This window comes from Methanoculleus taiwanensis (assembly GCF_004102725.1).
Lineage (GTDB): Archaea > Halobacteriota > Methanomicrobia > Methanomicrobiales > Methanoculleaceae > Methanoculleus_A > Methanoculleus_A taiwanensis.
The window spans coordinates 579,880-604,560 of record NZ_LHQS01000001.1 but is presented as its reverse complement, the minus strand read 5'-3'; the positions used below and the strand labels follow the sequence as shown (position 1 = coordinate 604,560).

The 24,681-nt window shown below is 62.7% G+C and carries 23 protein-coding genes; 11 read left to right on the top strand and 12 right to left on the bottom strand.

Features of this window, described 5'->3' with window-relative positions:
- Positions 1-74: 74 nt before the first annotated feature.
- A complete protein-coding gene (locus tag ABH15_RS03065; protein ID WP_128692885.1) occupies positions 75-1,946 on the bottom strand; it encodes a dockerin type I domain-containing protein in 1,872 nt (623 codons plus the stop codon).
- Between the two features lie 308 nt (positions 1,947-2,254).
- Between ABH15_RS03065 and ABH15_RS03060 the strand changes: the two genes are divergently transcribed.
- Positions 2,255-2,776, top strand: a complete 522-nt coding sequence (locus ABH15_RS03060) for an FUSC family protein (RefSeq protein ID WP_128692884.1) — start codon at positions 2,255-2,257, stop codon at positions 2,774-2,776.
- 14 nt (positions 2,777-2,790) lie between these two features.
- Here the strand turns inward: ABH15_RS03060 and ABH15_RS03055 are convergent, their stop codons facing one another.
- The 4 genes from ABH15_RS03055 to ABH15_RS03045 all read right to left on the bottom strand — a co-directional run bounded on the left by ABH15_RS03055 (position 2,791) and on the right by ABH15_RS03045 (position 8,299).
- Positions 2,791-6,612, bottom strand: coding sequence for a PAS domain S-box protein (locus ABH15_RS03055; RefSeq protein ID WP_128692883.1), 3,822 nt, complete (start codon positions 6,610-6,612; stop codon positions 2,791-2,793).
- A gap of 46 nt (positions 6,613-6,658) precedes the next feature.
- Positions 6,659-6,901, bottom strand: a complete 243-nt coding sequence (locus ABH15_RS03050) for a hypothetical protein (RefSeq protein WP_128692882.1) — start codon at positions 6,899-6,901, stop codon at positions 6,659-6,661.
- A gap of 119 nt (positions 6,902-7,020) precedes the next feature.
- Entirely contained in the window at positions 7,021-7,197 is a 177-nt protein-coding gene (locus ABH15_RS13580) for a hypothetical protein (protein WP_164913618.1), read from the bottom strand.
- Positions 7,198-7,273: 76 nt separating this feature from the next.
- Positions 7,274-8,299: an Acg family FMN-binding oxidoreductase gene (locus tag ABH15_RS03045; RefSeq protein WP_128692881.1), complete on the bottom strand. Its 1,026-nt coding sequence runs from the start codon at positions 8,297-8,299 to the stop codon at positions 7,274-7,276.
- Between the two features lie 190 nt (positions 8,300-8,489).
- Between ABH15_RS03045 and ABH15_RS03040 the strand changes: the two genes are divergently transcribed.
- The 3 genes from ABH15_RS03040 to ABH15_RS03030 are packed head-to-tail and all read left to right on the top strand — an operon-like array spanning position 8,490 to position 11,265.
- Positions 8,490-9,410: a substrate-binding domain-containing protein gene (locus ABH15_RS03040; protein WP_128692880.1), complete on the top strand. Its 921-nt coding sequence runs from the start codon at positions 8,490-8,492 to the stop codon at positions 9,408-9,410.
- A gap of 60 nt (positions 9,411-9,470) precedes the next feature.
- Entirely contained in the window at positions 9,471-10,172 is a 702-nt protein-coding gene (locus tag ABH15_RS03035; protein WP_128692879.1) for an ABC transporter permease, read from the top strand.
- 7 nt (positions 10,173-10,179) lie between these two features.
- Complete coding sequence (locus tag ABH15_RS03030; RefSeq protein WP_128692878.1) at positions 10,180-11,265, top strand: ABC transporter ATP-binding protein; 1,086 nt, start codon at positions 10,180-10,182, stop codon at positions 11,263-11,265.
- A gap of 188 nt (positions 11,266-11,453) precedes the next feature.
- Here ABH15_RS03030 and ABH15_RS03025 read toward each other — a convergent pair whose 3' ends face one another.
- Positions 11,454-11,777: a transcriptional regulator gene (locus ABH15_RS03025; RefSeq protein ID WP_128692877.1), complete on the bottom strand. Its 324-nt coding sequence runs from the start codon at positions 11,775-11,777 to the stop codon at positions 11,454-11,456.
- A gap of 113 nt (positions 11,778-11,890) precedes the next feature.
- Here ABH15_RS03025 and ABH15_RS03020 point away from each other — a divergent pair, with 113 nt between their 5' ends.
- The 4 genes from ABH15_RS03020 to ABH15_RS03005 are packed head-to-tail and all read left to right on the top strand — an operon-like array spanning position 11,891 to position 14,433.
- Entirely contained in the window at positions 11,891-12,169 is a 279-nt protein-coding gene (locus tag ABH15_RS03020) for a ubiquitin-like small modifier protein 1 (RefSeq protein ID WP_128692876.1), read from the top strand.
- A gap of 17 nt (positions 12,170-12,186) precedes the next feature.
- Positions 12,187-12,600 carry a molybdenum cofactor biosynthesis protein MoaE gene (locus ABH15_RS03015; protein WP_128692875.1) on the top strand — a complete coding sequence of 138 codons (414 nt, stop codon included), beginning with the start codon at positions 12,187-12,189 and terminating at the stop codon, positions 12,598-12,600.
- The gene (locus tag ABH15_RS03010; protein WP_128692874.1) at positions 12,597-13,814 is read left to right on the top strand and encodes a YcaO-related McrA-glycine thioamidation protein; all 1,218 of its coding nucleotides are present in this window, start codon (positions 12,597-12,599) and stop codon (positions 13,812-13,814) included. The genes ABH15_RS03015 and ABH15_RS03010 overlap by 4 nt, the downstream gene beginning before the upstream one ends.
- Positions 13,774-14,433 carry a TfuA-related McrA-glycine thioamidation protein gene (locus ABH15_RS03005; protein ID WP_128692873.1) on the top strand — a complete coding sequence of 220 codons (660 nt, stop codon included), beginning with the start codon at positions 13,774-13,776 and terminating at the stop codon, positions 14,431-14,433. Before ABH15_RS03010 ends, ABH15_RS03005 begins: the two co-directional genes overlap by 41 nt.
- Positions 14,434-14,442: 9 nt before the next feature.
- Here the strand turns inward: ABH15_RS03005 and ablB are convergent, their stop codons facing one another.
- Together ablB and kamA are read right to left on the bottom strand one after the other, a co-directional pair.
- The gene (gene ablB / locus ABH15_RS03000) at positions 14,443-15,282 is read right to left on the bottom strand and encodes a putative beta-lysine N-acetyltransferase (RefSeq protein ID WP_128692872.1); all 840 of its coding nucleotides are present in this window, start codon (positions 15,280-15,282) and stop codon (positions 14,443-14,445) included.
- A complete protein-coding gene (gene kamA / locus ABH15_RS02995) occupies positions 15,266-16,582 on the bottom strand; it encodes a lysine 2,3-aminomutase (RefSeq protein WP_128692871.1) in 1,317 nt (438 codons plus the stop codon). Before kamA ends, ablB begins: the two co-directional genes overlap by 17 nt.
- A 169-nt stretch (positions 16,583-16,751) precedes the next feature.
- On the opposite strand from kamA, the gene ABH15_RS02990 reads away from it, so the two are divergent.
- Complete coding sequence (locus tag ABH15_RS02990) at positions 16,752-17,834, top strand: helix-hairpin-helix domain-containing protein (RefSeq protein ID WP_128692870.1); 1,083 nt, start codon at positions 16,752-16,754, stop codon at positions 17,832-17,834.
- Between the two features lie 56 nt (positions 17,835-17,890).
- Positions 17,891-18,499, top strand: a complete 609-nt coding sequence (locus ABH15_RS02985) for a cyclase family protein (RefSeq protein ID WP_128692869.1) — start codon at positions 17,891-17,893, stop codon at positions 18,497-18,499.
- 5 nt (positions 18,500-18,504) lie between these two features.
- Here the strand turns inward: ABH15_RS02985 and ABH15_RS02980 are convergent, their stop codons facing one another.
- The 4 genes from ABH15_RS02980 to ABH15_RS02965 form a co-directional block, all read right to left on the bottom strand.
- Complete coding sequence (locus ABH15_RS02980) at positions 18,505-19,815, bottom strand: methyl-coenzyme M reductase glutamine C-methyltransferase (RefSeq protein WP_128692868.1); 1,311 nt, start codon at positions 19,813-19,815, stop codon at positions 18,505-18,507.
- 51 nt (positions 19,816-19,866) lie between these two features.
- Complete coding sequence (locus tag ABH15_RS02975) at positions 19,867-20,568, bottom strand: DUF2225 domain-containing protein (protein WP_241647985.1); 702 nt, start codon at positions 20,566-20,568, stop codon at positions 19,867-19,869.
- A gap of 183 nt (positions 20,569-20,751) precedes the next feature.
- Entirely contained in the window at positions 20,752-21,834 is a 1,083-nt protein-coding gene (locus ABH15_RS02970; RefSeq protein ID WP_128692867.1) for an ABC transporter permease, read from the bottom strand.
- Positions 21,831-23,636: a PrsW family intramembrane metalloprotease gene (locus tag ABH15_RS02965; RefSeq protein WP_128692866.1), complete on the bottom strand. Its 1,806-nt coding sequence runs from the start codon at positions 23,634-23,636 to the stop codon at positions 21,831-21,833. Before ABH15_RS02965 ends, ABH15_RS02970 begins: the two co-directional genes overlap by 4 nt.
- 80 nt (positions 23,637-23,716) lie before the next feature.
- Here ABH15_RS02965 and ABH15_RS02960 point away from each other — a divergent pair, with 80 nt between their 5' ends.
- The gene (locus tag ABH15_RS02960) at positions 23,717-24,604 is read left to right on the top strand and encodes an ABC transporter ATP-binding protein (RefSeq protein ID WP_128692865.1); all 888 of its coding nucleotides are present in this window, start codon (positions 23,717-23,719) and stop codon (positions 24,602-24,604) included.
- Positions 24,605-24,681 lie beyond the last annotated feature (77 nt).

Sequence of the window (24,681 nt, the reverse complement as noted above, 5' to 3'; positions counted from 1 at the left end):
CAATTACCGGCCTTCTACCGGGAACGCACTCCCGCCGCAGCAGTGATAAAAAGAGAGAAGGGTATATCCGGTTCCTAGTGGAGCGTTCCGTACCCGGTGACCCCGAGGATGTGCCGGGCGAGGTAGACGGCGTCAAAGAGCGAGGCGGCGCCGTCGCCCGAAACATCCGCGACGTTTGTGTGCATCGTGTAACCCGGCACGCCGAGGACGGACCGTGCGAGATAGTACGCATCGTGGAGGTTGACGCTGGCGTCCTCGTTCACGTCGCCGTTGGTGATCACCGTCAGGACGATGACGGTCGTGTTCGTCCGTCCGCCGGCGTCCGTGGCCGTCACGGTCAGGTTAACCGGCTGGTACGCACCGCCCGAGAACGGCGAAGCCGTCGTGGCGTTCGTCGAGAGCGACCAGACGCTACCCGACGCGGCCATCGCCGCGGACGCCGACCCGCCGATCGACGAGAGGTTGACGGTGACCGAGGTGATGGTGCTCTCGCCGGTGACGTTCACCGAGAGGGCGGCGCTCTCGCCCCATCCGGCAGAGCCGTCGGTGTCGGTCGGGATGGTGTCGGGAGAGGCCGCAGGGCTTGGACAGACCGGCGGGGCGGCAGGAACCGGCGGCCCTGCAGGCGTCTCCGGGGCGAGCTTCACGATCCAGAAGTCGAAGTTGCTGTTATAGGAGAGTGCCGGAACGTCGCCATCCGTCGACGAGGTATAGCCACCACAGACGAACCCGCCGTCGGTCGTCTGGGCGACCACCGGGTAGCAGTCGGGGCCGGTGCCGCCGACGCACTTCTGCCACTCAATGGTGAAACTGCTGTCGAGTTTCACGATCCAGTAATCACCCGCGGGCGGGTAGTCGCCGTGAACACCGCTCACATCACCGTCGACAGAACCTGTCGTCGCCCCGAGGATATAGCCGCCGTCGGATGTGCGGTCGATACTCACGCCGTACTCCGTCCTGCTCCCGCCGAAGGTCTTCTCCCAGACGACCGCGCCCGTCGCGCCGTCCACCTTGACCAGGTAGACATCGTTGTGATCGGATATACCCTCCTCTTCGAGGGTTATCGTCCCGACGACGATGGCGTTTCCGTCGTCGTCCAGAGTGACACCCGAAAGTTCGGCGTCGTCCGGGCCGCCCATAAATCCGTCGTCGGCGGTTCCGCCGAAGTAGGTCTCCCAGACAATGCCGCCGGTGCTGTTCAGCCTGGCGACGAGGCCGTCCCACTGGCTGTCGACGTTCGAGCTTCCTGCAATGATATAGTCCCCGCCGCTCATCTGCACGACACCGTTTGCCATCTCACCTTCTCCGTCCCGCCCGACACACTTCGTCCACCCGATGCCGCCGGTGCTGTTCAGCTTCACGACCCAGGCATCGGCGGTGCCGCCGATCCGGTCGGTCACATCGCCGTCGGTCGAGTACGTGTTGCCGACGACGATGTAGCCGCCGTCGCTCGTCTGCCGGACATCCATGCCATCCTCGGTATGGCTCCCGCCGAGGCACGTCTGCCATTCGATGCTGCCGCTTTCGGTGAATTTGGCCACCCATATATCGTAGTAGGTGCCGTGCAGTCCGCTCACATCGTTGTCGTTCGACTTCGTCGTTCCCGTAAGAATAAAACCGCCGTCGGAAGTCTGGCGCACCCGGCCGGAAGCTTCGTTCCCGGTTCCGCCGATATTCTTCTGCCACTCGACGGCACCGTCCGCGTCCTGCTTCAGCAGGACGATATCGTACAGACCGAGCGGATCGGTGATATTCCCGTCCTGCGAGTTCGACTGCCCTGCGAAGATCGATCCGCCGTCGGCGGTCGCAGCAATATCCGGCCAGTAGTCAGTCCCGCTCCCACCGAACTTGTACGACCACTCGATACCGGGGGCTGCCGCCGCCGCTCCGCCGACGATGCAGGCGGCGAAGGCCAGCATACATGCCACAAAAACCCTGTTCTTCATCTCTAAATCCTCCTTCAGGCACCACAGTCGCCCCCGCCGGGGAACCCGGAGATCCGGTGCGGCGCCGGGTACGACACAAACAACAAAGAGGTACTTTCGCTAAGTGGTATTTAAAAGAATTCTTTATTGCAAAGACCGTATACCAACCCTTCTTGAAAATAGTCTGATTACGTAATATTTGAGGCGAAAGCGCATCGTTAAGAGGTTTCGATACCGTATCGTCGATCATCTCACGGAACGAGCATCAGAGCTGCCTGGCAACGCTTCGAAAAAGATACTATCCGGCCGGGCAATCTGATTGCTATTGCATGAGGTTCCCGGGACGCATCACCGCAGGCACGCTCACCGTCGCAGTCCAGTACGTCATCGTCTCCCTGATCGCATACCTCGGCGCCTACTCCTTCACCAATCTCGTCCACGGCTCGTATGCGTCCATCGGCGGGCTCTGGGCGATGATATCGGGGATGGTAGTGCTGCAGGCGACCATGGACGCGACCGAGTCGACGGCCGGGCGCCGGGTCTTCGGCTCGCTGGTCGGGGCGGTGCTGAGTGCTGCATACCTGCTGGTCTTCCCCTTCAGCCCCGTCGGCATGGCGCTCTCGATAGGGATCACCGTCCTCATCTGCCAGGCATTCCAGGTGCCCGACCACGCCCGTCTCGCCGCGATAACCGTGGGAGCGATCATGATCTTCTCCGACCTTAACCCGGAGATAGGCCCGGTCGTCAACGCAGCCCTCCGGTTCGGCGAAGTCTTCATCGGCAGCACCGTCGCGGTGCTGGTCGTCAGGTTCTGGCCGTTTTCTCCCAAAGACGAAACACGGGCTGAATGAGGGCGGGGCGCCCCTCACCGGGCCATCCGGCAGACGGCGGCCGGAACGGCTATCTCGAACCGTGCCCCCTCTCCGGGCGTCCCGGTCTCCCGGATGGTCATCCCGGTGATATCCAGGATCTCCCGAACCAGAAACAGCCCGTACCCGGTGTTCCTGCCGACCCCGCGCTGGAAGATCCGCTCCTTCATCTCCGCAGGTATCCCTGCCCCGTCGTCCTCAACCCGGAGGCGACCGCCGTTTTCCGTCCTGGAAAACGAAATCCCGATCCGGGTGACAGCTCCGCCGTGCCGGAGAGCGTTGTCGAAAAGGTTGTAGATGACCTTCCGGAAGAGGGGATCTGCATAGATCTCAAGCGGCCCGGTGGAGACCGCAACCTCGATGCGCCCGGTATCGATCTCCGTCAGTACCTGCTCGACCATGCGGTCGACCCGCTGCCACTCGGGGGCGACGACACCCATGTACTGGTAGTCACGGGTGAAGGAGATCTGGTGCTCGATCGTCTCCGCGGCCCGCTCGATCTTAGCGACGTATCCGGCAGGATCGTCCGGGTAGTCAGCGCGGATGAAGGAGAGATAGCCCCGGATAGCCCCGAGCTGGTTTAAGATGTCATGCCGGGTGATATCGGCGAGGATATTCAGCTTCTCGTTCACCCGCTCAAGGCCACGCCGGTACGCCTCGAGCTGCGTGATATCGATCATGGACGCGATGAGACAGAGCGGTTTCCCCCCGTCATCCATGACGACCGCCGCCGAAACGTGTACAGTAATGGGCGACCCGTCCCTGCGGGCGAGTTCCAGCACCCCGACAAACGATCCCGTCTCCTGGAATACCCGCACATACTCAGGGTAGCGGATGGATGCCTGCCGGAGAACGATGCCTTCGGTACCGATCACCTCGTCTCTGCTGCCGTAGCCCCACATGCGGACAAAGGCATCGTTGGCGTAGAATATCGTGCCGCCCGGATCCAGCATGGAGACTGCGGTCGCTGAGACGTCCAGCGCCGTCGTCTTGATCAGCAGGTCTTCCCTGCTCCTGCGCAGCGCCTCGGCAGCCTCCTTCCTCGCGGTAATATCGTGCATCACGCCGGTGATGAGAAGGGGCTTCCCATCCGAATCTCTTTCAGCAATGCTCCCCGCACTGTGGACCCAGATGTACCTGCCGTCCTTGTGGCGGAGCCGGTACTCGGCATCGTAGGACGGGGATACGCCGTTGAGGTGGCTCTGGATCGCCTCTGCAACAGCTTGGATGTCGGCAGGGTGAACGAGCGAGCGCCACTCCCCCTCCAGTCCCAAAAACTCGTCAGCCGCATAGCCGATGATGCCTGCAGCCCGGGCGTTCATCGAGTGCCTGCCGCGGGCAAGGTCGACCGCCCAGACACCCATCTCCGCGCTTTCGAGAGCCAGAATCAGCTGCTGCCTGCTCTCCCGGTACTTTCGTTCGCTCTGTTTCTGCTCCGTCAGATCGCGGACAAGCAGACATACTGCCGCATCTCCCTGGTAGGTGATAGGAACGGTTCCCGCCTCGGCTTCGATCTCCCGTCCGTCGAGGCCGAGCAGCTTCACATACAGAAATCCCGACGGCAGCCTCTCGGTACAGGCCTTCCGGAGCAGGTCGCGGACGCTTTGGCGGTGATCGGGGTGCACGAACTGCAGGATCTCCCGGCCGGTGAAGTTATCGAGTGCATCGGCACCAAAGAGGTCAAGGGCTTTCCGGTTGGCATAGACGATACTCCCCCGGGCAAGGATGCCGATCCCGATGGGAGCATTCTCCATGAGCGTCCGGTAGTTTGTCTCGACCTCCTGCTGCGCTTCCTGGAGTGCAAACTCACGGGTGACATCGGTCAGGAAGTTCAGTGTCGCAGGGCGGCCATCCCAGGTGATCACCGAGACATTCAAGGCCATCATGCGGGTGCTGCCGCCCTTGTCGATCACCCGGATCATGTAGTTCTCCGGCACGTCCTCACCCACCAGCCTCCGCCGGTGCATCCCCACGACATGCTCCAGGTCGTCCGGGTGCAGGTAGCGGTCAAATGACATGGCATCGGAGCCGTCCGGCTCCCGACCCAGGTGGTCGGTTATCACGGGATTAGCGTACCGGATCCTGCCGTCCTGGGCGACCACGACCCCGGAGGTGGTGTTGTCGACGAACGACCGGTACTTCCGCTCGCTCTCCTCGAGGGCCAGCCGGGTCTCCCGGTGCCCGGTGACGTCGATCAGTGTCCCAAGGACGGCTTTCCGGCCGTCGTAGGCGGTGACGCTGCCGAAGACCTCAAACCAGCGTACCTCCCCGGCTTTCGTAACCCCACGGAACGTGTACTTCGCACCGGCTTCACCCGCCAGCCGCTGCGCGATCTTTTCGCAGACAGTCTCCCGGTCTTCGGGATGCACGAGGTCGTACGGAGAGACGGTGAGGAGCTCCTCCTGCGAGTAGCCGAAGATGGCGCTCACGGCAGGATTGACATATGCAAACCGACCGTCCCGTATCACGTAGATCCCGACGATCGATGACTCGGAGAGCGACCGGAACTTCTCCTCGGATTCGAGCAGGGCGGCCTGTGCCTCCTTCAGCCCGGTGATGTCCAGCACGGAGACGACGCGGCGCGGCGTGCCCGGAATCGTGGACGCCGTGAGGAGGCCGTGCCGCCGCTCCCCCTGCCGATTCACGAAGACAATCTCGTAGCTCTGCGACACGCCCCCGGGCTCGAGCCGCCGGATGCGGTCGTACTCCCGCAACCGGCCGAGCTCGTCTTCCGGGACGAGGACCGTCCAGTCCATCTTTCCCTCGATCTCCTCGCGGGAATAGCCGAAGAGGCGCGCCATTTCCCGGTTGGCGTAGGCGATCGTCCGGTCTTCTTCGAGGATCATCATGGCGGTGCCGGTGGTCTCGAAGACCGCCCGGTAGAGTTCCTCCGACGCTTTAAGGTCGGCTTCGGCACGTTTTCGCCGGACAACCGTCTCGTTCGCCTGCAATGCAAACCCGAGATCCGCCCCGAGTTCACCGAAGAGAACCTGCTCCTCCTCGTCTGCCGCAAACTCCCGCGGCAGGGTTGCCGAGAGGACGCCGAGGAGCCTTCCGCCAGCCTCAACCGGCGTCGCCATGGTGCTGATGGCACGGTGATCGTGCGTAAGCGGGCAGTCCCGGCAGGTCGTCGCAGAGTCAGTAACCGTAACAGTACATCTGCGGTCCATCACATCGCGGACGCAGGACGGGAATTCGCCCCTGTCGACCATCGCGGCGAACGGCCGGAACTTATCGCCGATCCCCGCCTCCACGGCGGCCTTCGTCCTCTCCTCGCCGTCAAGGAGCAGGATCCACGCATGCCTATACCCGCGGGTCTCGACCAGCAACCGCGCAACCTTGCGCAGCAGCGACTCTGCATCCCTCTCCGAGGCGATCAGGTGGTGGATGTCCCGTATCGCGTGCAGCACGCTATTTAAGTGCAGATTCCGCTTCTCCGAGATTCTTCTCCGCACCCCCTGCCGGATCTTGTGCAGGAGTTCGGCGAACTGCGCACCGGGAGCGCCGCCTTTCTGGAGGTAAAAGTCGGCGCCATGATTGATGGCGTCGATCACCACTTCTTCCCGCCCCTTTCCGGTGAAGATGATGAACGGAATACCGGGGTCGGCGCTGCGAACCGCCTTCAAGAGATCGATGCCGTTCATCCCGGGCATATCGTAGTCGGAGACTATGCAATCGTAGCAGCACGACGAGAGCATCTCCAGTGCTTCGTCTCCCCCGGCGGCGGTGTCGACTGAGAATTCGCCGCTCCGCTCAATGAATAGCTTTCCGACGTCAAGAAGCGCGGGTTCGTCGTCAACGAGGAGAATCTTCGTCATAATCTACAAACGGTTCTGGTATCGTTTGTTTCAGATCTGAAAAGTATTAATTGTTGTTAAAGTGGATAGCCGCCGGTTCCGTCAGCGGGACGGTTTCGGCGAAGCACCCCGGCATCTCAGCCATCTCCACTCCCTGATCAGGATACAACAGCCGTTCCCCGCGCTCGCCGGCATCCGCTCGAACACGGCGGAGAAATAGTCTGCAGAGACATGCGTTCCGTTCGGGCTGCACGTCATCCCCCCTGCTCTGCATCTCCCGCGGTCCTCCTGCAACCGCAGCGATCTTCATCCTTCCGCCGCTCCCTGAGGAAGCATTGGAGGATAATACGGGAAGATTGCAGAGGCCGGATCAGGGTAGCAATCGGCATACCCTCCCGGAAAAAGAGCAGCCGGCGTTGTGGTCGGATCTTACATCGGTTTTTCCTGGATCGCCGCGACGGCGATCGAGCTCTCTTTGATGCCGCCGTGGCTCGCGAAAACTGCTCTGATCTCGTCGAGAATGCGTTCGGTAAGCACCTCTGCATCACACTGCTGGTCGGTGTCGACCTCGATGAATCCGGTCAGTTCGACATTGAACTTCTTCATGGTATACCGCCTGAGGGAGAGGTTGTACGCCCGCCTGCATGAAACCGACGAAACTGACAGTGCACTCTGCCCTCCCTCACCCGAGAACCTCATCGACCGTCCGCCGCGGGGTCGGGGGCACGTCATCGGCGTAGCCGAGCCGGATCAGCAGCTGCGGATACCCGGAGACGGCGGCGACCTGCCGGAGCCGCTCTCGTGTTTCGGGCACCTCGACCGCCTGGTTCAGGTAGGATGCCCAGACACCGTGCGACCGGGCAATGAGCAGAAGGCGGGCGAGTGCCCGTCCGGCCGAGAGCCACGCCACCGAATCGTCCGCTCCGGTCTCAAGCAGCACGAGAGTCGGGGCGCTGACGGCCGTCTCTCTGTCTCCGGCAGCCTGCCGGTCGCCCATATCGACCAGGCTGACGAGCAGCGGGCTGACGAGCGACGGCAACGTCCCTATCCCGAGTGCATAGCCGGGGGTGCCGTCGCTTCCCGGGTTTACGTTCGACCGCATCCACGCCGCGAGTTCCCGCCGGTAGGCACTGTCGGCCTGCTGGATGCGATCCGCTTCAGCGACCAGCCCGGCAATCCCACCCCGCTCGACATCATCGGACGCGACATGGAGCCGTACGCCGGCACCCGCAACGGCTGCCGCGAGGTCGTCGAGAATCATGGCCGGGAGGCGTTCGTCCCGATACGTCTTCCGGTTCGTCCGCCGTCGGGTGATGGCCGCAAAGCACCGGTGGACGCTCTCCGGGGCTTCTGCGGGTTCGCCCGGATCGATTCGGGCGAGCAGCGTGCGGTTCTCCGGCTCCGGGAAGAGAGCGAACCTGCCGGCATTTCCGAAGTGCCGGACCGCGATCAGGAGGTGCTCGAGCGCCGCTCCGCAGCTGATGGCAAGTTCCCTGCCTTCCGGGTCGACGACCGGAAGGCCGCGGCCCGGGTCGACGAAGAGCAGGATGCTCCCATCTTCGATGCGAAACCTCCACGGCTGGCTGTTGTGACCCGAAGGTGCCAGGATCGCGTAGCCGAGGAGAAACCGGAGTTGTTCATCCGGCGTTTCGGAATACGGATAGTCGCTCTCGCGCAGGTTCCAGACGTCACAGTGCGGATTTGTCATCTACCTCCCTCCGAAGCAGGCTCGCACCGGTGCAGGACGCCGGAGTGTAAAAAGGTACCGACCCCGGGGAAAGTAGATGCATGTGACTACAGATACTATACTTTCTCAATAAATCAATAGAGGTAAATTGAGATGCCTCACTTCAACAACTTTAGAAATACTTATTTAAAGCTACACAAACCTTCCTGTCATGCAAAAGCGTACCATATTCCTTTTGGCGGCAATGATGGTTGCAGCCCTTCTCGTTTGCGGATGTACGCAGACGGCGACAACAACCGAACCGCCGCAGACCCTGCGGATCGCGACCACGACCAGCCTCTACGACACCGGGCTGCTCGACTCCCTCGTCCCGGGATTCGAGGGGGAGCATAACGCCGTCGTGCAGATCGTTTCCGCCGGAACCGGCAAGGCGATCGAGTACGGCCAGCGGGGCGACGTCGATATCCTGATGGTCCACGACCGCGCCCGTGAGGACGCCTTCCTCGCCGACGGCTACGGCCTGAACCGCCGTGTCATCGCCTACAACTACTTCGTGGTCGTAGGTCCTGAGGCAGACCCGGCAGGCATCAAGGGCATGCAGCCTGAAGAAGCGTTCCGGACGATCTACGCGCTCGGCACGAACGACACCAACGGCGTGGCCTTCATCTCCCGCGGCGACAACTCCGGAACCCACTCCAAGGAGAAGGCGATCTGGAAGTCTGCAGGGTTCAACTACACCGAAGACATCCAGCAGTCCGGCGTCTGGTACATCGAGGCAGGCAAGGGCATGGGAGATACTCTGGTGATGACAAACGAGAAGCAGGCCTACACCTTAAGCGACATCGGCACGTTCCTCGCGTATAAGGGCGACCTCGATCTCGTTCCGCTCGTCGATTCGGGAGCGATACTCCTTAACGTCTACAGCGTGATGGAGATCAATCCGGCAAAGCATCCGGGTGTCAACACCAGCATCGCCAAGGACTGGATCAACTACATGGTCTCCGATGACGTCCAGCAGCAGATCGCGGAGTACGGCGTCGCGGAGTACGGCCAGCCGCTCTTCTTCGCCGCATCCGGAAAAGCAGAGACGATCGGTGTCCCGGCAAACGAGTGCGCAACCCCGCTCGCCTGAACGGCGTTAAAACCCCCCATTTTTCCGGTCGGAGACCGAACAGATGACTGCAGAGCACCCATGAACGAGATCATCGAGGCATTCTTCCAGGCCGTCGAGCTGATCGTCACCCTCGATCCGGCCGTGATGGAGATAGCCGCACGAAGCCTCATCATCTCACTCTCGGCGACGTTCATCGCCACCGCGATCGCTATCCCGCTCGGGTTTCTCATTTACGTACACGAGTTTACCGGCAAGAAGATGCTCATCAACCTCATCCAGACGCTGTATGCGCTACCGACGGTGATCGTCGGGCTCTTTGTCTTCGTCTTCATCTCCCGTGCCGGCCCGCTCGGATTCCTCGGGCTCCTCTTCACTCCAACGGCAATGGTCATCGCACAGACGGTGCTGATCCTTCCCATCATGACCGGGCTGACCATATCGGCGCTCTCAGGCATCGATGCAACCATCCGCGATACGATCCGCTCCCTCGGAGCGAACACCCGGCAGTACCTCGCCCTGCTCGTCCGCGAGGCACGGTTCGCCATTCTCGCGGCGGTGGTGGTGGGGTTCTCGCGGGCGATCGCGGAGGTCGGCGCGGCGATCATGATCGGTGGAAACACCAGGACGTCGGCGTTCTGGACGTCGACACGCGTCCTGACGACGGCAATCTCCCTGGAGACCTCAATGGGAAATATCGAGTTTTCTATGGCGCTCGGGCTCATCCTCCTCGCCATAGCCCTCGTCGTGAATCTCGTCCTGATGACGGTGCAACAGCGGTGATGGCGCCATGATCGAGATAACAGACGTTTTCAAACGGTTCGACGAGAACGAGGTGCTCCGCGGTGTGAACCTGACCGTCCGGGACGGCGAAATATTCGCCGTCATCGGCCCTTCGGGCTCGGGCAAGTCGACGCTGCTTCGGATCGTCAACCTCCTCGAGACGCCGACTTCCGGACGCGTCCTCATCGACGGCACGGACATCCATGCCGCAGACAGGCAGCTTTCGATCCGGCGGCGGATGGGGATGGTCTTTCAGAAACCGGTCGTCTTCAGCACTACAGTCTATGAGAACGTCGCCGCCGGGCTCCGGATACGGGGCGTGAATGAAACGGCGATACGGCACCGTGTGGAGGAGGCGCTGGAGCTGATCGGGCTCGCCGACCGGGAGGAGCAGAACGCCCGGACGCTTTCGGGAGGCGAGATGCAGCGGGTGGCGGTCGCCCGGGCTCTCGTCACCGACCCAGTCCTGCTCCTGATGGACGAGCCGACGGCAAACCTCGACCCGATAGCGACGGAGACTATCGAGGATCTGATCCGCCGGATCAACCGCGACTACGGCACTACCCTGATCATCACAACACACGATCTGTTGCAGGGGCAGCGTCTCGCCCACCGGATGGGCGTGATGATCGATGGGGCGTTCGCCCAGATAGGGACGCCGCGAGAGATCTTCTCGGAGCCCAAAACCCGGAGCGTGGCACGGTTTGTCGGCATGGAGAATATTCTCGAAGGCAGGATAGCCGCAGGAGACCGGGGGATCGCCACGGTCGATGTCGGCGGCACACCGGTCACGGCGGCCACTCTGCTCCCGGCAGGCGACGAGGTCTGCCTCTGCATCAGGCCGGAGGACATTACGCTGTATGTGGCGGGCAGCGATGCCGGGAGTTCGCGGAACGTGTATACCGGCACGGTGACGTCGATCCGGTCTCTCGGCCCGTTCAGCCAGATCGGGATTGATTGCGGGTTTACCGTCGCAGCGCTTGTCACCTGGAAGGCGGTCGAGGACCTGAGTCTTTCGACCGGCGGGGAGGTGCAGATCGCGTTCAAGGCGAGCGCCGTCCACGTAGTCAGGCGGGCCGAAGAGAAGCTGTAAAAAGTCCCGGAAAGTGCCCGATGCGGGTTTCCGGGCGATTCACTCCTCCATATCCCGCCCGAGTTTGATCAGGACATTTCAGTGAACGTATTCGAGCACGCTCCGGCAGGGGGACTGACCGCCTCTCGCCCCGGGCGGCCGAGCGTCACGGCGGGAACGAAGCAGGCGACCGAAAAAGACTCGTGCCGTCAGTTCTTCCCGCCACACGATCCGCAGACGCCCTGCACCGCCTGCAGCCGGCGGCATATCGCACAGATACGCCCGGCGAGATCGTCCACCCTCTCCTCGTACAAATCCTGCGCAAGGTCACGGATCAGCGTCATCACCGTCTCGTCAAAGACAATCCGGTACCCCCGCTTCTTCGACCGGTACTGCGAAATTGCCGAAGGCGCCATCTCCAGCCTGCGGGCGGCCTCTGCCTGCGAAGCCCCGCACAAGATCAGTTCTTCGGCGATAGCCGCCCGGATTGCAGGAAGCACGTCCCATACGATCTTCTGGCAGGGCATCTTCATGGCATCACAATCTTAAAATTTGTCCGAACACCACATAAGAAGTGTGTTCACAATTGCGAACAGGGTTCTCCCCCGGGAAGACGTGAACGGCCGGAAGATATGAGGAGAAGAGTATGCAGGTAAAGGTCAGGGCATTCGCAGGGCTGCGGGAAGCGCTCGGAGGAGAACGCCTGGTGGAGATTTCCAACGGTGCGACGATGAAAGGGCTGCTCGACGCCGTCGGCGGTACTTCGGCGACGGCCGCCGCCGCTCTCTTTGAAGAGAGCGGGGAACTGAAGGGACACGTCATCCTTATGCGGAACGGAAAGCGGGTCGGGAGAGCGGATATCGAGACGCTCGCCCTTGCCGAGGGGGACGAGATCGCACTTTTCCCGCCGGTCGCGGGCGGGTAGTGGAGCGGAGGAATCTGATGATCAGCATAACGCGAGACGATTTTGACGCCGGCGAGATGATCGAGAAGGCGAAACGCTCGAGCATGGGCGCGCTCGTCACGTTCGTCGGCACCGTCAGGGACGACGACATCGAACGGATGGAGCTTGAGGCCTACGAGGAGGTCGCCGTGCAGGAACTGACCGCTATCCGGAACGAGGCGATGGAAAAGTATCCGGTTCAGTCGGTGGATATCATCCACCGCATCGGTTCGCTCCGCGTCGGCGAGAATATCCTGCTCATCATCGTCGGTGCAGGACACCGGAAGGAGGCGTTCGACGCATGCGAGTACGTCCTTGAGCGGATCAAGGAGAGCGTGCCGATCTGGAAGAAAGAGATTGGCGAAGGCGGGGAGCGCTGGGTTCCCGGCGAGCACCCGGAGGGTGGCGCGTGATCCGGCTGAAGCCCTGCAGAAAGGAGTACGCAAAAGAGACCCAGCGGGCGGTCCCACCCGAGGAGACACGGGACCGGGTGCGGGTGAGGCTCCCGGCCGCCGGGATAACCCGCATCGCCGATATTACGAACCTTGACCGCATCGGCATCCCGGTCTTCTCTGGCATCCGACCGACCGCCGGGGAAGGGGCTATCTCGGTCTACAACGGCAAAGGGGCAACGCCCGTCGAGGCGGAAGTCTCGGCGATGATGGAAGGGATAGAACGCTACTCCGCCGAGTGCGGCGGCACATCGCTCATCACTGCCAGGTATGCAGACCTTGCCGGGAAGGAGAACGTTCTCGACCCCGCCGACCTCATCCTCCCGGCCAGAGCACCGGCCGATCAGCCGCTTCCCTGGGTTACCGGATACGATATCGCCAGGGAGGAGGAGATTCTGGTTCCGGCACATGCGGTCTTCCACCCGCTCCCGGCCACCGCGGGGAGACTCTTTCGGACGAACACCAACGGCCTTGCCTCCGGCAATACCCTCGAAGAGGCGATCTTCCACGCCCTGATGGAGGTGGTCGAGCGCGACGCCTGGTCGATCGTCGAGACGCTCCGGGCGACCGGCCCCGAGGTGACCGGGATCGCCGACGGACTCGCGGCGGAGCTCCTCGAGAAGTTTGCTGCCGCAAGTGTCGAGGTGCGGATCAAGGACATCACGAGCGATATCGGCATCCCCACCTTCGCCGCCGTCGCCGACGACGTGCTGCTCAAGGATCCGACGCTGCTGACCATCGGCATGGGATCGCACACAAACGCCGAGATTGCGGCGCTCCGGGCACTCACGGAGGTTGCGCAGAGCAGGTTGACGCAGATCCACGGTGCGCGGGAGGACACCGATACGGCGGATATCCGCAAGAAGATCGGCTATGAACGAACCAAGCGCTTAAACCGGCACTGGTTCGCAGAGGCGGAGGGGCGCGAGATCTCGACGATTTCATCCTTTGACAGCGACGATTTCCTGACCGACATAACCTACACGGTCAGCATGCTCGAAAAAGCCGGACTCGACCGGGTGATCGCGGTCGACCTGACCCGCCCGGAGATCGGTATCCCGGTCGTCCGCGTCATCGTGCCGGGGCTTGAGGTCTCTGCCATGGATCAGGAGCGGGTGGGAGCGAGGTGCCGCGATGCACGACGTAATCATATTTCTCGGACCCAGTCTCGATAAGGCGAGCGCGAGGGAGATCCTCGACGCCGCCTACCTCCCGCCTGCGAGGCGAGGGGATATTCCGGCGGCCGTCGATGCCGGTGCCCGGATCATCGGCCTCATCGACGGAGTCTTCTTCCAGGACTGCGCCGTCGCCCACCGGGAGATCCTCGCAGCGCTCCGGGCGGGCGTCAGGGTGATCGGGGCATCCAGCATGGGAGCACTGCGGGCTGCGGAGCTCGACAGCCTCGGGATGGAGGGAATCGGTGAGGTCTACCGGGCGTACCGGGACGGCCGGCTCGTCGCGGACGACGAGGTGGCACTCATCTTCGACCCGGAGTCGTTCATCCCGCTCTCCGAACCGATGGTCAATATCCGGGCGACCCTCCAGCGTGCGGTCGAGTGCGGCGTTATCGACGCCGACGCCGCCTGCGTGCTCCTCGAGAAAGGCCGTGCCCTCTACTTCCCCGAACGGACGTATCCGGCACTCGCCGATGCCGCCGAACCGGAGATCGGCACCGAAGCGGCGGCACGGTTCCTGGCTTTCGCCGAAGAGCACGCGGTCGACCGGAAGCGTGAGGACGCCGTGGCGGCGCTCACGTTCATCCGGGAGATCGCCATGGGCGATCGGCAGCATTGAACCCAGCGTTCAGAAAAGCGGCTTGTACCAGACGTTCATGCTCTCGAACGAGCCGCAGATCTGAGTGTTGTTGACGAGCGTGCCGCCGTAGGCATACCCCGCCCGGGCGAAGGTGATGTTGACGGGATAAGACGCGGCACGGGCGATGGTGAACGCCGTCAGCATCCCCTCCTCCTGCATATCCCGTTCCATCAATCCGAGGAGTGCGCCGGCAAGCCCGCATCCCCGGTAGTCGGGGTGCGTCGCAAAGTCGCTCATCTCGACCGCGAGCGCGTCCCGATCCATCTCCACGGACGAAACCGCGACGATCCGTCCGCAGGCCCGGACGCAATAGTACCGAAACTCCCCCTCCATCGTCCGGGCGATGTAATCCGGATCGTGAATCGGGAACGGATACGTCTCGAAGACCTCCCGGTAGAGCGCGGCAATCGCAGGAGCGTCGGCGGGCGTCGCGGAGGAGCAGGAGAAGGCCGGGGGAAGCGGGCAGGGCGAGGCATCGCCGCCCCGCTCCTCTGCGGCGGACAGCACGTCGTCGTACGCCGTCATGGCTACGCTCCGGGCAGAAGCGAAGTACTTCGCCATGAAGTAGCCGTCTATGCGCCCGCGGAAGAACCCGGGGATGCAGGCCTCGGCGACGTATCCCCGGATGAGGAAGAGATCGCGCGACGATGCCGGCACTTTCGCGAAGATCTTCGAATAATCCTCCATTCTGGCAAGATCGTCGAGGGTATCGAGGAGCCCGGGGAGATCCTCCCGGGCAAGGTGCATCAGGTAGATGCGATCGTTCAGGTGCCCGTGCTGAACGATGCTGCTGCCGATCGTCGTGACCGTATCAGTTCTCGGTTTCATTTCTCCGCTCGAGCCGTTCGTTGTTTTCGGGTACGAGCGAGATTGACTCGTCGCTTGAGAGGAGACGTGCTATCCCGACGGCTTTCGACTCATCCGCATCGGCGAGTTTCAGCTGGAGGCGGCAGGTGTCGCACTGCCGGTCGCAGTAGACCGCCTCGTAGGAGTCGGGCTCTTTATAGGTCGTGATCACGCCCTCGTAGTTCCGCAGGACGACCTTGTTCGTCGACCAGGAGATGAGGTAGTTCGGCATCACCGGGATCTTCCCGCCGCCGCCCGGTGCGTCGATGACGTACGTCGGCACGGCAAACCCGCTCGTGTGGCCGATGAGGTTCTCGATGATCTCGATCCCTTTCGAGACGGGCGTCCTGAAGTGAGCCAGCCCCTCGGAGAGGTCACACTGGTAGAGGTAGTACGGCCGCACGCGGTTCTGGACGAGCTTGTGCATCAGCGTCTTCATGATACGCGGGCAGTCGTTCACCCCGGCGAGGAGAACGGTCTGGTTCCCGAGCGGAATACCGGCGTCGGCAAGCCTGCGGAGCGCCTCGCGGGACGATGCGGTGATCTCGGCCGGGTGGTTGAAGTGCGTGTTCACCCAGAGCGGGTGGTGCTTTTTGAGCATCGCCGTGAACGTCTCGGTGATCCGGTAGGGGAGGACGACCGGCGTGCGGGTGCCGATCCGTATCACCTCGACGTGCGGGATGTCCGCTAGTTCCGTTAAGATCCAGTCGAGGTACTCGTCGGAGAGCATGAAGGGATCGCCGCCCGAGAGGAGCACATCGCGGATGGCAGGGTTCTCCCGGATGTAGGCTATCCCGGCCAGGATCTCGGCTTCGCCCGGGATGGAGTCAACGTCGCCGACCCGGCGTTTCCGGGTGCAGTGCCGGCAGTACATGGCGCAGACATTGCTGACCAGGAAGAGCACCCGGTCGGGGTAGCGGTGCGTGATGGTAGGGACCGGACTGTCCGAGTCCTCCGCCAGCGGGTCTTCCATATCGCAGTCCTCAACCTGCAGCTCGGCAGGCTGCGGGAAACACTGCAGGAAGATCGGATCGTTCCAGTAGTCCTTCGCATCGATCAGGGAGAGGTAGTAGGGCGTGATCCGAAGGGGGAACTTCCGGATAGTCTCTTCGAGGAGTTCGCGTTCTTCCCCGGGGAAGGTGATGTCGAGCAGCCGCTCGAACGTGGAGATATCGGTGATGGCGTGCCGTACCTGCCACCGCCAGTCCTTCCACCGGTCGATCGCGGTATCAGCATCGATCCTATTGGCAATGGCCTGTTGATTCTCGGAAAAAATAACCATAGGTTCCTCCTCGGGACATTATTCTATCGCCAACGATATATAATAGGTTCGGATTCCTTTTATAAAGTCACAGATCGTCAAACGGAGTCTCCAAAAAGGTTTTCGGCAGAGCCATCACTTTCACCCCCCACAGAGTGTGCTTATCATATCCGATGCAGAATCGCCTGTAATGTCGCTCGCAGAAGAGAAACTCCGGACGCTTACCTCAGGGAGCCGGTACGACGTCTGCTCTCCGGGCGAGTGCATGCAGTACCTCACGGCAGCCCCGTGCATCGCCTACAGTCCGCGTGCCGGTGGCTGCGGGAAGATGCTGAAAGTACTGATGCACGGAAGCTGCAGCTACGACTGCGCCTACTGTGCCGTCAGGACGGCCCGGAGCCGGTTTTCATTCACCCCTGCCGAGCTTGCCGAAACCTTCCTCTCCCTCTACCGAGAGGGGATGGCGGGCGGCCTCTTCATCAGCTCCGGGATCCCACGCGATGTCGACCTCGCGATGCACGATATCGTCGAGACCGGCGAGATCCTGCGGCGCCGGGGCTACGAGGGCTACCTCCACCTGAAGGTGCTGCCGGGCGCAGAACGCTCCGATATCCGCGATGCCGCCCGCGTCGCGAACCGGATCAGCATCAACATCGAAGTTCCCTCAGGAGAGCGTCTCACCTCCGTCAGCGGGGTGAAAGACTACAGAAACGACATCCTAAAGAGGCAGGCATGGGTGGCCGACGCCCTGCCGGGAGGGCACACCACCCAGCTCGTGGTCGGGGCGGCGGACGAGACCGATGCCGAGATACTCCGGTGCGTCCGCGAGCAGTACCGCACCGTCCGTCCGGCCCGGATCTACTACTCCGCCTTCCGGTCGCTCGCCGGAACGCTGCTCGAAGACCACCCCGACACCCCGGCCTGGCGGGCACGCCGGTGGTACCAGGCGGATTTTCTCCTGCGGGAATACGGCCTCTCGCCGGGCGAGATCGGATCGGTCATGGACGAAGAAGGGTTCTTCCGGAACGCCGACCCGAAGGTGCTCCTCGCCGCGGGTCGCCCGCCGGTAGACGTCAACACCGCCTCATGGAACGATCTCCTCCGGGTGCCGGGCATCGGGCCGGCCGCTGCTGCGAAGATCCTGAATCGCCGGGCGAAGCGGCGCATCGCCGACTACCGCGATCTGAAGGCGGCAGGGGTTCGGGGCAGGGCGGCAGAACCCTACGTCACCTTCGGGGGCGGCGGGTCGGTGCAGACGCGCCTCTTCGTCTGACCGGAGGAGGAGGGCTTTCGGCAGGGCGATAACCTTTCGGAGCGATAGAAGTCCTCATGCAGATCTTCGACGTGACCCGGCCGATCTCTCCCGATATGCTCGCTATCCCCGGCGTGACGAGGACGGAGTTCCGCCGGGAGGAACGGGAACGCTACCTCATCGCGGACGTACTCGTCTCCACCCACGCGGGGACGCATATCGATGCCCCGATCCACTATCTAAAAACCGGGATGACCGTCGACCGCCTCCCGCTCGACCACCTCATCGGCCCCTGCCGGGTGGTCGACCTCGGCGATATCGAGGGCGAGATACCTGCAGACCGGCTCGCAGGAAAGATCGGCGGCGTCCGGCGCCTCCTCCTGAAGACCTCGTTCTCGGCGGCGGAGCGGTTCGACCCCGTGTTCCCGCACCTCGGGCTTGAGGCCGCACGCCTCCTCGTCCGGGAAGGGATACTCTCTGTCGGTATCGACAGCCCGTCGATCGAGGCGCTCGTCTGTGACGGGTCGGTGCACAGAGCGCTCCTCGGCAACTCGTGCTTCATCATCGAGATGCTCGACCTCTCCGGCGTCCCGGAGGGTGATTACGATCTCATCGCCCTCCCGCTCCCGCTCGAAGGGCTCGACGGGTCGCCGGCGCGGGTGGTGCTCTGCCGAAAAGAGGAGTGACCCCCTTACTCCCGCCCGTAGTAGCGGAAGAGGAGATCGGTGGCCGCCCGGATATCGGCGCCCTGCGTCCGTGCCTCGGTCAGGTAGACCGAAAAGAGTTCGTCCGTCACAAGCCGCATCTGGGGGCGGAACATATCGGCGTGCAGCATCAGGTCGAAGCAGCGTGCCTCGCTCTCGGTCAGGCCGAGCGAGCGGTACTCGCCGGTATGCGGAATGAACGCCGGGTTCTTCTCGCGGGGCGTCTTTAAGACCAGCTCGGCGAGCGGCGTCGACGGGATCGGCTCCGCGCTGCTCACGAAAACGTCGTCGAGGCAGAGCGACGCTATCAGGTCTTTCGTCTTCTCGTAGTCCTTCTCCGTCTCCCCGGGGTAGCCGACGATGAAGCTCCCCGCCACCTTCAGTCCGTGCCGGCGGCAGGCGGCGACCGCGTCCTCCACCTGCCGGACACGCGCCCCTTTTCCCATCAGCTTGAGCACGCGGTCGCTCCCCGACTCGAGCCCGAAAAAGACCCACCCGATGGTGTAGCGGCGGATCGCCTCGAGGACCTCATCCGTGATGCAGTCCACCCGGATGTCGGGCGACGAGATATTCTGCGGCCCCATCACCTCCGCCATCTGGCGGAGGAGCTCGATGAAGGCCTCGGAGTTCATACCGCCGTCCCGGGAGCCGTAGAGGGAGCCCGTCCCGCCGCTGATCGAGAGACGCTTTGCCCCCTGCTCCTTGAACGCCTTTACCTCCTCGATGATCGCGTCGATACTCCGGCTCCGGATCGCCCGCCCGAAGAAGCGGGGGACCTGGCAGAAGGTGCAGCCCCCGATACAGCCCCGGTGCGTCTCGATATAGGCGGTCGCCCCCCTGATGCTCTGGTCGCCGATATCGGCCGGAATGAGGGGGAGGGGGCGGTCGAGCGAGGCAGGCGCCGCTGGAGCGGTCACCGTTACCCCGTCACCGTCCCGGTACGCGATCCCGGGAAGGTCAGGAGAAGTGCCGGCATCGATCAGCCGGAGCACTGTCTCTTCCCCCTCGCCGACCACGACCGCGTCGGGTTCGAGCTCCCCGAGCACCATCTCCGGGTACGCCGAAACCGGGCCGCCGACGTATACGGTGCCGCCACGGGACTGCTGCTCCTGCACGAGGGTGCGGATCGCGGGCTTCAGGAGGTGCTGCGTCGAGTAGAGGCTGAGCAGCAGGACGTCGGCGGGCGGAAGCGCCGTATCCCTGCTGATGGAGACGTCGTGCCCGGCATCCCGCAGAACGCCGCCGATCAGCATGGCGCCGTAGGTGTAGAGGTCGGGTGAGACGATCGCGATATGCATGATAGATATCAGCGGGTCATGGTATACAAAAGGTGAGCATCCGGCGTCCCCTTACCGGGGGGCGAGCCCCCGCAGCCGCCGCACCTCGTCGATGGTATGTCGGGTGCGGTCGGAACGCTGGATCAGTCGTTTCTGGTACTGCAGGACGTCGGTGATGAGGGGTTCGCACCCGTTCTTCAGTGCGCCCTCAAGAACGGTGCGGGCCTCGCGGAACCGGCCGGCACGCCGGAGAATATCGACCAGTATCGCATCGTCGCCGCCCTCCTGCGCTGCAAGCCGTCCGCCCGCATCGCGTGCCCGCTTCATCAGGGTGGCGGCACGTTTCCTGCAGAGGCGTGCCGCAACGTCGTTCCCCTGATCGTCGCAGACCCAGGCGGCGTGGATGCACGCCCAGGCGGCCTTTGCAGGCAGGCCCGTATCCTCCTCTATCAGCGACCAGCAGAGGAAGGTGTTCGCGAGCTTCGGATACGTCCGGTCGTCGAGCTGCTCCCGGTACCGCGGAAGTTTGACGGACTCCTTCGCACCCGGAACCTGCCGCCCGATATCGGGAGCGGCATAGCCGCAGGAGGGGCAGCGCTGCACCCATGCATAGATCGTGGAGCGGAGGGGCTCCGCCGGCCGGGTGTCGAGATCGCGGGAGCCGACCGCGCCGGCCTCATCGGGGCTTGAGGAGCGGTACGGTTCGCCGCAGACCGCACAGAACGTGTTGAAGTAGCGTCGCGGGGGCATGAGGTCTGCGCAGCATAGCGCCATCCAATAGATATACTTTTCCCAGAAACTCCCGGCGGCCGACCGACCTGATTTCAGAAGTAACAAATCTATTTTGAAAAATACCGGATGGAACAAGGCATACCTGAAATTCTGCCACAGAAGATGCTTTCACAAAAAATGCCGGGAATGGCGAGGAGGAGTCTAATAAAGATTGTGAAATGCGCTTCAGGCGCCGGCAGCCCGCTCGTCCCCGACCCGCCGGGCGTACGCGGTCGTTACCCAGGCGAGGAACGCCGCCGCCAGGAGCGTGACGCCGAGCACCACCCACTGCTCGTAGCCGATGGTGTTCACCGAGAGCCGGACGATGAGGTTTAAGGGGTTGTAGGGGATCGCCATCGCTAAGAGCACCACGACCACAACCGCCGTCGAGAAGATGAACTGTGCACTGGTCCGCTCCCGGTAGTGGAGGGCGACGAGCGCTCCGAGGAGAATGAGCAGAAGGCCGCCCACAGAGACGTGGAGCAGGATCGGGAGGGCGTTCTCTATCGCAATCCCGTTCACCGAGAGGAGGAGGAGCCATATGCCCGCCTGCACCGGGATCAGGAGTTCGCAGGCGACGATCTTCCCCCAGACCATCTCGGTGAAGGTGACGGGCGTCGAGAGCAGCGTCTCGAGCGTCTGGCGCTGGTACTCCTCCGTGATGAGATCGATGATCAGGGCTGCGGAGATGATCGCCGGCATGAAGACGAGCAGCGGGATTAAGAGGCCGTAGACGAACTCAAAAAAGTCCGTGCCCGTTATCCCCTCGGGAAAGTTCAGCCGAAGCGGGAAGGACTCGAGCCGATCCGAGCGGATCTCGCGGAGTTCCGCCTCGTAGCCGAGGAGGAGGTCTTTCATCTTGACGTTGATGATACTCGACTGCAGGTCGTTCTGCAGGAGGTAGAGCGTGACCTTTATCGGGTCGTCCGCGTCCGGCGGGGTATCCGGGGCGTAGACGACGGCCGAGAGCTGCCGCTCTTTGAGGGCGGCGACGCCCTCGGCGAGATCGATCCGGTAGAGGAGGAGATCGTCGTGCTTCTCGAACTCCGCGACGAGCGGCGAGTCGTTCCCCGCATACCCGACCGCATACCGGGTCGTGGAGTAGCCCGCCATCGCCTCGGGGTCGTACATGGCGGTGAGCCCGACGAGCAGGAACGACGAGAACATGGCGATGAAGAGCTGGAGGAGGATGGCGAAGATGATCGTCTTCTCCGTATACAGCCCTGAAAATTCCTTTTTAGCAATAATGCCGATATGCCGTCGGTTCATAGGAGACCTCCCGAGATGAAGTGGAGATTATAAAGAGCGTGGACGACCGTCGCGGTCAGGAGCCCGGGAATCCACCACCGGCTCCCGCCGACCTTCAAGAAGACCGCAACGATCAGCACGCCGACGAAGTGGAGGATGAGCGGCATCCAGAGCACCTGGAGCGAGAGGAAGAGCACCTCGCCGAAGACCGACTCTGCGATCTGGGAGAGCGTCGCGAGCAGCAGCACCTTCTCCCCGATGAGGAACCCGAGCGCGATGAGGAACGAACCCGCGAGCATGTTCCGGACGGTGAGGAAATCCGGCCTGCTTCCGAGAAGCGCGTAGATGCCGACCGACTTTGCAAACTCCTCTATCAGCGCCGATGCTCCGATGAGGAGAACGAGCGAGAGCGGCATCGGGACGTTGAAGAAGAGCACGAGACACATCATCTGCACCATGAAGACGAACGGCACCGAAAACGCGGCAAGGCCGAAGAGCGAGAGCAGCGGGCGGTGGTGCGAGATCCCGCTCCCGATGAACTCCATCAGCCGTGGCAGGAGCGGTTTTTCCGAAAAAAGCCGCTCTTCGGTGAAGTTCGCCATCCCCGCGTAGAAGAGGACGCCGCTCGTCGCGAAGAAGAGCGCCGTCGAGTAGACGTACTCCATCAGCGTAAACCCGTCCCCCTGGAGCTCGAGGACGACCAGGGTGAGCGGCGAGATGATGCTCACGACGTGGACGTTCGCGAAGACCGTCGGGAAGAAGAGGTACGAGGTGACCAGGGTCGAGAAGAAGATCGAGAGGAAGGAGAGCTCCTTAAAGCTCCGGGCCGTCATGCCGATGATCAGGGCGTTCGCCATAAAAAAAAGGATGACCGGGACGAGCGGGAGCAGGATCAGGAGCGACGCGCCGTTCATCAGCGTGATGAGCCCCGCTATCAGCAGCATGATCCCGAAGTACGGCAGGCCTTTTCCGAGCAGGATCGCCGCAGGCCTGACGGGGGCGGAGAGGAGCGCTTCTCCCACGCGGCCGATTCGCTCGTTCATGATGCTCATCATGAAGAACTGGGAGGTGAAGTAGAGCGGGAAGATGAAGACGAAGATGAGGATGATCGAATCGAAGGGGAGCGGCGGCGAGAGCTGCGAGGGGGTTTTGAACGCCTCCATACCGGTATCCGCCGCCAGGACGTCGGTATACCGGGAGATGGGGCTATCCCCGGCATCCGTCACGAGATGCGCCCGGAGATCCTCGGTAGAGACCGCAATCCCGGCGGGAGGAGGCGTCATCGCGGCGACGGGGCCGCTCGGGCGGGGAGGCGAGGAGATATCGGTCGGGGCTCCCACCTGCTGCCCACTCTCCGTCGCGACGAAGTCCATCTCGCTTTTGACGTACTCGAGTTCTATCCAGAGGGGGTAGGCGGCGAAGAGGTCGGGCTCCGCACTCGCCACCCGAGAGACGTAGGTGCCGTAGTCCCGCTCGAGCGCCTTGAGCGCGGACCGGCCTTTTCCGGTATCGGCGGCATACACCTCGCCCCCCACCACCAGGACGTCGTAGGAGAACCGGTTCTGCCAGAGCGCTAGTGAGGTGCTCTCGTAGACGGAGAAACGCTCGTCACCGGCGAAGATGCGGGCAATGCCGGAATCGTCGACGCCGAGCCGGTACATCCCATCCTGGAGATGAATCCCGCTCTCTGCGGCAAACCCGGTCACCAGGACAAGCAGAATGAGGAGGGCGAGCGCCAGGGGCAGGACGTTCCTGCCCATGGATGTCATCGACTTGCGCATCTCCCATCGCGTGATCGTCCAGACAGAGGTAAGCATACCCATAATAATCCCGCACCGCCCCGGAGGAATGATGTCTGTATACAATAACGTATATTAGGCATTTGGTAAAAAGGGGTGATACGATGATCAGAGCCCGGACACTCGTCAAGTACTACAACGACTTCCCCGCCCTCGACGGCGTCGGTTTCGACCTTGCAGAGTCGAATATCTTCGGCGTCATCGGCCACAACGGCGCAGGAAAGACCACACTCCTCAAGATTCTGGCTGGATTGATCACCCCGACCTCCGGAACGCTCGACGTCGACGGGATCGATGTCATCCGCCGCCCCATCGACCTGAAACAGCGCCTCGGCTACCTCCCCGAAGAGTCGCGCCTCTACGAGACGATGACCGTCGATGCCTACCTCTCGTTCTTCGGCGAGATCTACGGGCTCGATGCGAAAACCATCCGCACCCGGCGGGACGAACTCCTGAGTTCGCTCGCTCTCGACGCGGAGGGGAAGAAACTCGGGGAGCTCTCGAAGGGGATGAAACGGAAGGTCGCTATCGCCAGATCGCTCATCCACGATCCCTCGCTTCTTATCTACGACGAGCCGACCTCCGGGCTCGACCCCATGACCTCGCGGTTCGTCATCGAGTATATCAAAAATCTTCGTGCAGAGGGCAAGACGATCATCTTCTCGGGGCACAACCTCTACCAGGTCGAGGAGATCTGCGACGCGGTGATGATTCTCCGGCGGGGAAAGACCGTCGCCCAGGGCAGCATGGACGAACTCCGGGAGATGTTCGGCTCGCTGACCTACCAGATCTTCTTCCGGATACCCGATGTGTCCGCCTTTGCGACGGCCGTTCCGTATACCGAGGCCGACGGGCACTACCTGGCAACAGCACGGACGATCGAGGAGCTCAACCGGACGACGACCACCCTCTCGGCAGACGGCGGCGTGATCGAGCGGATCGAATCGCGCTACCCGTCGCTCGAAGAGATGCTGGTGAAGATCGGGAAGTAGACCGGGAGCATGACCCGGCCACCGGCAGCCTCTCCGGTCCCTGCGGGAGACCGCTGCCGGAGGCATACCTTAAATAC

What these genes read in the sequence shown, in the direction of transcription:
- ABH15_RS03005 (WP_128692873.1), top strand. Translation starts at nt 13,774, where the DNA reads ATGCACGACGTAATCATATTTCTCGGACCCAGTCTCGATAAGGCGAGC.
- ABH15_RS02965 (WP_128692866.1), bottom strand. Translation starts at nt 23,636, where the DNA reads ATGGGTATGCTTACCTCTGTCTGGACGATCACGCGATGGGAGATGCGC.
- ABH15_RS03015 (WP_128692875.1), top strand. Translation starts at nt 12,187, where the DNA reads ATGATCAGCATAACGCGAGACGATTTTGACGCCGGCGAGATGATCGAG.
- ABH15_RS03045 (WP_128692881.1), bottom strand. Translation starts at nt 8,299, where the DNA reads ATGACAAATCCGCACTGTGACGTCTGGAACCTGCGCGAGAGCGACTAT.
- ABH15_RS02960 (WP_128692865.1), top strand. Translation starts at nt 23,717, where the DNA reads ATGATCAGAGCCCGGACACTCGTCAAGTACTACAACGACTTCCCCGCC.
- ABH15_RS13580 (WP_164913618.1), bottom strand. Translation starts at nt 7,197, where the DNA reads ATGAAGAAGTTCAATGTCGAACTGACCGGATTCATCGAGGTCGACACC.
- ABH15_RS03025 (WP_128692877.1), bottom strand. Translation starts at nt 11,777, where the DNA reads ATGAAGATGCCCTGCCAGAAGATCGTATGGGACGTGCTTCCTGCAATC.
- ABH15_RS03035 (WP_128692879.1), top strand. Translation starts at nt 9,471, where the DNA reads ATGAACGAGATCATCGAGGCATTCTTCCAGGCCGTCGAGCTGATCGTC.
- kamA (WP_128692871.1), bottom strand. Translation starts at nt 16,582, where the DNA reads ATGGTTATTTTTTCCGAGAATCAACAGGCCATTGCCAATAGGATCGAT.
- ABH15_RS02980 (WP_128692868.1), bottom strand. Translation starts at nt 19,815, where the DNA reads ATGCATATCGCGATCGTCTCACCCGACCTCTACACCTACGGCGCCATG.
- ABH15_RS02975 (WP_241647985.1), bottom strand. Translation starts at nt 20,568, where the DNA reads ATGGCGCTATGCTGCGCAGACCTCATGCCCCCGCGACGCTACTTCAAC.
- ABH15_RS03055 (WP_128692883.1), bottom strand. Translation starts at nt 6,612, where the DNA reads ATGACGAAGATTCTCCTCGTTGACGACGAACCCGCGCTTCTTGACGTC.
- ABH15_RS02985 (WP_128692869.1), top strand. Translation starts at nt 17,891, where the DNA reads ATGCAGATCTTCGACGTGACCCGGCCGATCTCTCCCGATATGCTCGCT.
- ABH15_RS02970 (WP_128692867.1), bottom strand. Translation starts at nt 21,834, where the DNA reads ATGAACCGACGGCATATCGGCATTATTGCTAAAAAGGAATTTTCAGGG.
- ABH15_RS03065 (WP_128692885.1), bottom strand. Translation starts at nt 1,946, where the DNA reads ATGAAGAACAGGGTTTTTGTGGCATGTATGCTGGCCTTCGCCGCCTGC.
- ABH15_RS03020 (WP_128692876.1), top strand. Translation starts at nt 11,891, where the DNA reads ATGCAGGTAAAGGTCAGGGCATTCGCAGGGCTGCGGGAAGCGCTCGGA.
- ABH15_RS03030 (WP_128692878.1), top strand. Translation starts at nt 10,180, where the DNA reads ATGATCGAGATAACAGACGTTTTCAAACGGTTCGACGAGAACGAGGTG.
- ABH15_RS02990 (WP_128692870.1), top strand. Translation starts at nt 16,752, where the DNA reads ATGTCGCTCGCAGAAGAGAAACTCCGGACGCTTACCTCAGGGAGCCGG.
- ABH15_RS03060 (WP_128692884.1), top strand. Translation starts at nt 2,255, where the DNA reads ATGAGGTTCCCGGGACGCATCACCGCAGGCACGCTCACCGTCGCAGTC.
- ablB (WP_128692872.1), bottom strand. Translation starts at nt 15,282, where the DNA reads ATGAAACCGAGAACTGATACGGTCACGACGATCGGCAGCAGCATCGTT.
- ABH15_RS03040 (WP_128692880.1), top strand. Translation starts at nt 8,490, where the DNA reads ATGCAAAAGCGTACCATATTCCTTTTGGCGGCAATGATGGTTGCAGCC.
- ABH15_RS03050 (WP_128692882.1), bottom strand. Translation starts at nt 6,901, where the DNA reads ATGAAGATCGCTGCGGTTGCAGGAGGACCGCGGGAGATGCAGAGCAGG.